Source organism: Microbacterium sp. K41, assembly GCF_004794395.1.
Classification (GTDB): Bacteria; Actinomycetota; Actinomycetes; order Actinomycetales; family Microbacteriaceae; genus Microbacterium; species Microbacterium sufflavum.
On sequence record NZ_SSDO01000278.1, the window covers coordinates 1 to 7,431 of the forward strand.

Below are 7,431 nucleotides of genomic sequence, written 5' to 3' on the forward strand. Positions count from 1 at the left end.
AGCGCACCGCGCACGTGCGCGCGCCGTTCGGGCAGGCCTGCGGCGGAGGCGACCTCGGCCAGCCGCGGCTCCGAGCCCTCCGGGGCGTCGAGCACCACGGCATCGACGCCGGCGGCGACGGCTCCACGGAACCCCGCCGCGAGGGTGTCCGCCGATCCGGTCAGGACGATGTACTCCGACGGCAGGGACAGCGCGCCCCGCCGGGACTCGGCGTCGGCAGGCACGGCGAAATCGTGCGGCGGTGCGCCGGCGATGACGCGGATCCGGTCGCCGAGTCGGGCGATCTCGGCCAGACGCTCCCCCACGGCGTGGGTCGGCACGACCACGGCGTCCGCGTGCCGCGCGGCACGGCGGAGCATGCCGCGCTGCCAGGCCACGGCCGACTTCGACAGGGCGCCCGGGTCGTCCCAGGCGCACAGGTCCCACACCGTCACGGTGGTCTGATCGTGGTCGTGCACCCTGTCGTGGCGCACGAGCGGCGCCATCAGCGTGGGCGCGTGGATCATCCCGCCGCCCACACCCGGAGCGATGCCCAGCTGCCACGAGGCCGCCAGTTCCCGGCGACCGAGACCGAGCGTGCGCACCTCGTCGACCCCGGCGACGTCCACCTGCGCGCCCGCCGGTACGATCGCGTCGACCGCGCAGCCGGACGGGGCCGTCGCGACGAGCCCCGCCGTCAGCTCACGTGCCGCCGTGGCCTGGTCCTGGTCCACGACGTGCACCAGTTGATCCAGAACCACACGCAGCCGAGCACCCATGGGTTCAGGCTAACCGCGGCATGCTGCGGAGCCGTGGAGCGCACCGCCCGCCGGTCCGCAATTTCAGCGTTCCCACAGCAACGCATGACCTCACGTGCGCGCTCCATGGCCTCGCGCGTACCCACCGTGCTTGAATGCTCGAGTGAGCGATGGCCGACTTCCTGCCCGACGCCGATGGATCGGATGGACCATCGGCATCCTCCTGACGCTGCTCGTGATCGCCATCGGCTGGGTCACGGTCCGCGGCATCGGCGCGGTGGACGATCTGCGTCAGGTCGCGAAGGGCGCGACCCAGCTGAAGCAGGCGATCGCGGAGGGCGATCTCGACGGCGCGGAGCCCATCTCCGATGCCATCGCCCGCAACGCGGCCTCCGCCCATGACCTCACCTCCGATCCGATCTGGCACGCGTTCGGCGTCCTGCCGTGGGTCGGTCCGAACTTCCAGGCCGTCAGCGAGATCGCCGAGATCGCGGACGACGTATCGACCGAGGCGCTGCGACCCCTGCTGCAGGTCGGCGCCGATCTCGACCTGTCGAGCCTGGGCTTCACCGACGGCGCGATCAACCTCGCGCCGTTCGCCCAGGTCGAGGAGCCCCTGGCCGCCGCCGCGGCGTCGCTCACCTCCGCCGACGACCGTGCCAAGCGCATCGACGCCGATGCGACGCTGCCCCCTCTCGCCGATGCCATCCGTCAGATGCGAGGATCCGTCACGCAGGCGGCGACGGTCGTGGGCTCGCTGCACGGCGCTGCCGTGCTCCTGCCCACGATGCTGGGCGGCGACGGTCCGCGCACGTACGTGCTCGCGATGCAGAACAACGCCGAACTGCGCTCCTCGGGCGGCATCATCGGCTCGATCGCCCTGCTGCACGCCGAGAACGGGCGGGTGACCCTGCAGAGCCAGGCATCCACGCGCGACTTCCCCGCCCTCGATGTCCCCCTCCCGGTGAGCGAGTCCACCACGGCGCTGTTCGAGGATCGCCCAGGACGGTTCCTGCAGAACATCACCAGCATCCCCGACTTCCGCGAGGCCGGCGAGACGATCGCGGCACGGTGGGTCGGGCGTTTCGGCGGCCAGGTCGACGGGGTGATCGCCGTGGACGCCCTGGTCGCCGAGCATCTGATGGAGGTCACGGGCGACCTGACGTTCGGGCCCTTCACGGCGACGTCCGACACGATCACGAGCATTCTGCTGTCGGAGATCTACGCGGCCGTCCCCGACCCCGTGGCACAGGATGACATCTTCGCTCTTGCAGCCGGCGGCCTGTTCGGAGCAGCCCTGTCGGGCGGCGATCCCCAGGCTCTGATCGGCGCGCTGGCCGATGCCGCGGGCGAGGGTCGGATCCGCATCTGGAGCGCGCACGAGGACGAGGAGACCCTGCTCGCCGCGAGCGCCCTCGGCGGCACGATCCCCCCGGACTCGGCCGACACGAGTCACGTGGGCGTGCTGTTCAACGACGGCACCGGCGCGAAGATGGACTACTACACGCGCGCCACGATCGCGACCGCCGTCGGGCGCTGCGACGGAGAGCCGACCACGCAGATCACCGTCACCTGGACGAACACCGCACCCGCCGACGCGGCGACCTCCCTGCCGCCGTACGTGACGGGCGACGGGTTCTACGGCGTGCCGCCCGGCACCGTGCGCACGCTCATCGCGGTGTACGGCCCCGAGGGCGCCACCCCGTCCCACGTGGACAGGGACGGTGAGGACGACGGCGTGCAGACGGCGATGCTCGGCGACCGGTCCGTCGTGCAGCACGAGGTGCAGCTGGCGCCCGGCGAGTCGACCACCATCACCGTCGAGTTCCAGGGCACGGGTGCCGGTCAGCGGCTCACCGAGGTGCTGCACACCCCCCTGATCACGGGGCCGGAGCTGACCAAGGACACACTCCGCTGCGGTTCGTGACAATCTCCCTCGAATGGGGTACTGTCATCTCACTGGGGAATAACTGGGGTCTGTGAACCTGCCGTGGGGGCAGGAGACCTCACGCAGTCGGACGCAGGGGTGTGTCCGGAGGCGATTCCGCGTGACATTTCTGGGGAGAGATCATGCTGAAGAAACTGGCTGCCATCAGCCTTACCGCTGGCGCGCTGGTACTCGTCGCGCCGACCATCGCAACCGCTGCGCCGACGATTCCGGACGCATCGAGCGATTCGTACCCCTCGCCTCCCGGTGTGAAGGTCGGCGACCCGATCATCGACGTGTGCGAGGTCTCCACCATCGTCTTCGGCCCCGGGTACTTCCTGCCGTCCGAGAACGTGGCGGTCTCCGTTTCCGGCAAGAACGCGGGCAAGGCCGCGACCTCCGGCAACACCGCCGGCGCCGACGGCAGCATGACGCTGACGTTCCGCCCGCCGGCCGACGGTGAGGGCTCCTACGCCGTCGCCTTCGGGGGCTCGCGTCCGTACACCGCCACGATCACCGTGTCGCACGGCCACGACGCCGCGTCCAGCTGCGATCACGACCCTGCCGTCGCACCCGCGGGTACCGAGCTGCCCCTGACCGGCGGCGGCATGGAGCTCGCGCTCACCGGCGGCTCGGTCTCGCCGTGGGTGCTCGGCGGTGGAGCTGCCGCCCTGGTCGCCGGTGGGGCGCTCGTCGCCACCGGGATCGTTCGCCGCAAGCGCGCCTGAGCCTGGCTGCCGCCTCGCGCGGTGGTCGGCTGGACGACGGTGATCCCTCCCCCTCCGATCACCGTCGTCTGGCGAATCCGGTGCTGCACCGGACGCCCACGGGCGACGACCCTCGGGAGCGTCGCCCGTGGGCTGCGCCATGCCCACGCGGAGCGGGCCCCCTCCGTCAGGGGCTGGGCGTGGGGGTCGACGTCGGCGGGTGCAGCGCCTGCTGGATCATCTGGTGGATGTACCCGTAGTCGGGGTTGTGCTCGTCCACGCCCGAATCCGGGGTCAGCTCGATCGTCGTGACCTGCTGCTCCTTCGCCTTGAGCATCAGATCGAAGAACTCCGGAAGCTTGTCCTGGGGCAGATCGGTGCTGATCAACGCCGTGCCGGCCGCGGCGACCTCGTTGAACCGCGTCAGCACGGTCTGCGGCGTGAACTGAGCCAGGATCGCCTCCTGAAGTTCCCGCTGCCGCTTCATGCGGTCCCAGTCGCTGGTCGTGTAGCGCGAGCGGGCGTACCACTGCGCCGTGTCGCCGTCCATGTGCTGCTGGCCCGGCTCGATCCAGCCGATCGCCCACTCGTTCACGTCCGTCCCGGTCCATCCCTCGGGCGGACCGCCCTTCGGGAGACGCTCGGTGACGTTGATATCGACCCCGCCCAGCGCGTCGACCAGGTCGGCGAAGCCGTGCATGTCGACGAACACGTAGTACGGGATCTCGATCCCGAGGACGCCCTCGGCGGCATCCTTCGTCGCTTCGATGCCCGGCTCGGAGCCCTGGGCGACCGCCTTCGGGTACAGCTCCGCTCCTCCGTCGTCCCGGCACACCTCTGCGGCGTAACGCACGTGGTTCATCCAGCCGTTCCACCCGCAGGTCGACGAGCTGTGCCCCTCGAATCCGTTCGGGTACTGCGCCTGCATGGGACTGCCGTCGCTGAACGGCGCATTCGGGAGCTCACGCGGAATGCCCGTGATCGTGACCGCACCGGTCTCGGCGTTCACCGACACGACCGAGATGCTGTCGAAACGCATGGAGTCGCGGCCGTCCCCGCTGTCCGCACCGAGCAGGAGGATGTTGTAGTAGCCGTCGCTCGGCGGGAGGCTCGGTCCGCTCTGCCCGAAGATCGCCCCGACGGTTCCCCGCACGGATCCCACCGATGTCGCGGCGTAACCGGCGGCGCCGCCGACCAGGCCGAGGAGCACGAGCGCCACCACGGGGATCGCCAGCCGCGAGGGGTTGGGGACCTTGACCAGCCGCACGAGGCGCAGGGTGTCGAGGGTCAGCACGATCCACAGCACCACGTACGCCACCAGCAGCACCTGGACGATCGTCAGCACCACGGCGGAGAAGAACCCGCCGGCGACCGTGAGCCACAGGAGGACCGGTCGGGCGAACAGGGCGAGACCGACGGTCACGATCACCAGCAGCCAGGCCGTGAGCGTGGCGCCGAGACCGAACCGACCCAGACGGCGGTTGCCCGCCAGCACCTGAGCGGACCCCGGAAGAAGAAGGTTCATCGCGATGAGCCACCACCCGCGTTTCGACATCATCCCGGGGTCGGTGGAGTCCGGGTGCCGCAGCGGCCGGGTCTCGATGATCGGGCGCTGTCGTGCGCGCGGAGGCGCAAGGGTCACAGCGAGTCCTTCAGCCGTTCGTTCTTCGCCGCGACCTGCGACTCGAGATCGGCCGCGTAGGCCTCCACCCGGTCGGCGAGCTCCGCGTCGGCGGCGCCGAGGATGCGGGCGGCCAGGAGGCCGGCGTTGCGGGCCCCGCCGATCGAGACGGTCGCCACGGGGATCCCCGCCGGCATCTGCACGATCGACAGCAACGAGTCCATGCCGTCGAGGTACGCGAGCGGCACGGGAACACCGACCACGGGCAGCGGCGTCATCGACGCGAGCATCCCGGGCAGATGGGCCGCTCCGCCGGCCCCCGCGATGATCACGCGGAGCCCTCGCGCGCGGGCCTCCCGCGCATACGACATGAGCTTGTCGGGGGTGCGGTGCGCCGAGACCACCTCGACCTCGTGCGGGATCCCGAAGTCCGTCAGGGCCTGCGAGGCGTCACTCATGACGCGCCAGTCGGAGTCGGACCCCATGACGACGCCGACCACGGGCGCAGCGGAGGAGTGAAGTGGCTCTGTCACCAGAACAGGCTACGGGCTCGCGCTGGGAGAACACCCCAGCGGCACGCGGCTGCGCCCAGGTCCCGTCCGCCTCGCGTCACGCGAAGTGCGCGGCGGCCGCCCGAGCGACGTACACCGCGTCGTCCAGGTCCTCCCCGGCGACGTTGACGTGTCCGACCTTGCGACCCGGACGCGGCGCCTTGCCGTACGTGTGGATCTTGGCGCCGGGGTGCTCCGCCATCGCCGACGCGAACCGCTCGTCGAGCGTGGCACCGATCGGGCCGCCGAGGATGTTCACCATCACCGACCACGACGCACGAGGAGCGGTGCTGCCCAGCGGCAGGTCGGCGACCGCGCGCAGGTGCTGCTCGAACTGTCCGGTCACGGCGCCGTCCTGGCTCCAGTGCCCGCTGTTGTGCGGACGCATGGCCAGTTCGTTGACGAGGATGCGCTCGTCGTCGGTCTCGAACAGCTCGACCGCGAGCATGCCGGTGACGCCGAGACCCTCCGCGATGGTGCGTCCGATCCCCTCCGCCACCTCGACCAGGCGATCGCCGGCGGCCGGGGCGGGCGCGATGACCTCGGCGCACACCCCATCGCGCTGGACGGTCTCGACCACGGGGTACGCGATCATCTCTCCCCCGCTGCGCCGGGCGACCTGCTGGGCGAGCTCGCGGACGAACGGCACGAGCTCCTCGGCGAGCAGTGCCTCCCCCTCACCGAGGGCGTCCAGCCAGTCCCGTGCGTCGTCGGCGGAGCGGACGACGCGCACGCCCTTGCCGTCGTAGCCGCCCCGCGGGGTCTTGACCACGGCCGCGCCACCCTGGGCGTCGAGGAAGGACTGCAGCTCGGCGACGCTCCGCACCGCTGCCCACTCGGGCTGCGGCACCCCGAGGTCGGCGAGACGGGCACGCATCGCGAGCTTGTCCTGGGCGAACTGGAGCGCATCGGGCCCCGGGTGCACCGCGACGCCGTCGGCGACGAGGGCCCGCAGCACGTCCTGCGGCACGTGCTCGTGATCGAAGGTTATGACGTCGACGCCCTCGGCGAACGCGCGGACCGTCGCGAGGTCGCGGTAGTCGCCGACGGCCGTGGCCGCGAGCCCGGCGGACATGCCCTCGTCCTCCGCGAGCACCCGCAGGTCGATCCCGAGTTCGACCGCCGGAGCGATCATCATCCGTGCCAGCTGTCCTCCGCCGATCACGCCAACGCGCAACGCCATGTGCCGCCTCCATTCGTTGGTCCCATTCTTCCGCACTCGAGGGCGCGCGAGGGACCGCGGGTCAGAGGGCGTCGGTGTCGTCGGCGGTGGCCTGTGCGTCGCGGTGCGCGAGGATCTGCCCGACCTCGATCTGGTCCGCCAGCGTCTCGTGCACCAGGGTCACGTTCGGGACGTTCGGCAGCCGCAGCGGAGCGTCGACGCCGTTGGACAGCGTCACGGTGCCGCACCCCCACAGGCGCTGGAGCGGTCCGCGGCGCACCCCGATCGTGTACCCACGCGCGTGCGACATCTCCCTGCGCTGCCGGGAACCGATGCCCTGATGCGCGATCACCCGTCGCGTCGTGATGGTGGTGGTGCGCGAGTACCAGACGACGAAGGGGACCACGACCGCGAGCAGGACCACGGCGCCGGCTGCGGCGAGCAGCATCCAGTTCTCGAACCCGGCCGGCAGGTTGTCGTACAGGTAGGCAGTGAGCCCGAACGTCGCGATGAGCACCACTGCGGACCAGAACAGGCGTCGCGCGTGGCTGCGGAAGCGCGCAATCAGCAGCTCTTCGGCGGGGGCCCCGGGCGGCGGCATCAGCGGCCGCCCGCCGAGCGTCACGGGCTGGGTCACCCCACCATTGTGCCCCGGGAGACCGACAACGCCGGTCGCCGGGCGGCGTGTCCCCGCGTCACGCGGGCCGCACGTGCACCACGTCGCCC

At 71.2% G+C, this 7,431-nt stretch carries 7 protein-coding genes; 2 read left to right on the forward strand and 5 right to left on the reverse strand.

Translation table 11 applies throughout. The features are described 5' to 3' along the window. Positions 1-758 (reverse strand): glycosyltransferase family protein (locus DW309_RS07935; protein WP_136045072.1); only part of this gene is annotated, 758 nt, incomplete at its 3' end. A gap of 142 nt (positions 759-900) precedes the next feature. On the opposite strand from DW309_RS07935, the gene DW309_RS07940 reads away from it, so the two are divergent. Beyond that, on the forward strand, positions 901-2,664 hold the full coding sequence (locus DW309_RS07940; RefSeq protein ID WP_136035337.1) for a DUF4012 domain-containing protein: 1,764 nt from the start codon (positions 901-903) through the stop codon (positions 2,662-2,664). A gap of 269 nt (positions 2,665-2,933) precedes the next feature. Next, positions 2,934-3,392, forward strand: a complete 459-nt coding sequence (locus DW309_RS07945) for an LAVTG motif-containing sortase-dependent surface protein (protein ID WP_240744521.1) — start codon at positions 2,934-2,936, stop codon at positions 3,390-3,392. A gap of 166 nt (positions 3,393-3,558) precedes the next feature. On the opposite strand, the gene DW309_RS07950 is transcribed toward DW309_RS07945, so the two are convergent. The 4 genes from DW309_RS07950 to DW309_RS07965 form a co-directional block, all read right to left on the reverse strand. Next, positions 3,559-5,013: an LCP family protein gene (locus DW309_RS07950; protein WP_136029939.1), complete on the reverse strand. Its 1,455-nt coding sequence runs from the start codon at positions 5,011-5,013 to the stop codon at positions 3,559-3,561. Next, on the reverse strand, positions 5,010-5,477 hold the full coding sequence (gene purE, locus DW309_RS07955; RefSeq protein ID WP_136029996.1) for a 5-(carboxyamino)imidazole ribonucleotide mutase: 468 nt from the start codon (positions 5,475-5,477) through the stop codon (positions 5,010-5,012). Before purE ends, DW309_RS07950 begins: the two co-directional genes overlap by 4 nt. Before the next feature lie 124 nt (positions 5,478-5,601). After that, entirely contained in the window at positions 5,602-6,726 is a 1,125-nt protein-coding gene (locus DW309_RS07960) for a 5-(carboxyamino)imidazole ribonucleotide synthase (protein ID WP_136045073.1), read from the reverse strand. A 61-nt stretch (positions 6,727-6,787) separates the two neighbouring features. Beyond that, positions 6,788-7,342, reverse strand: a complete 555-nt coding sequence (locus tag DW309_RS07965; RefSeq protein ID WP_168387224.1) for a PH domain-containing protein — start codon at positions 7,340-7,342, stop codon at positions 6,788-6,790. Positions 7,343-7,431: the final 89 nt, after the last annotated feature.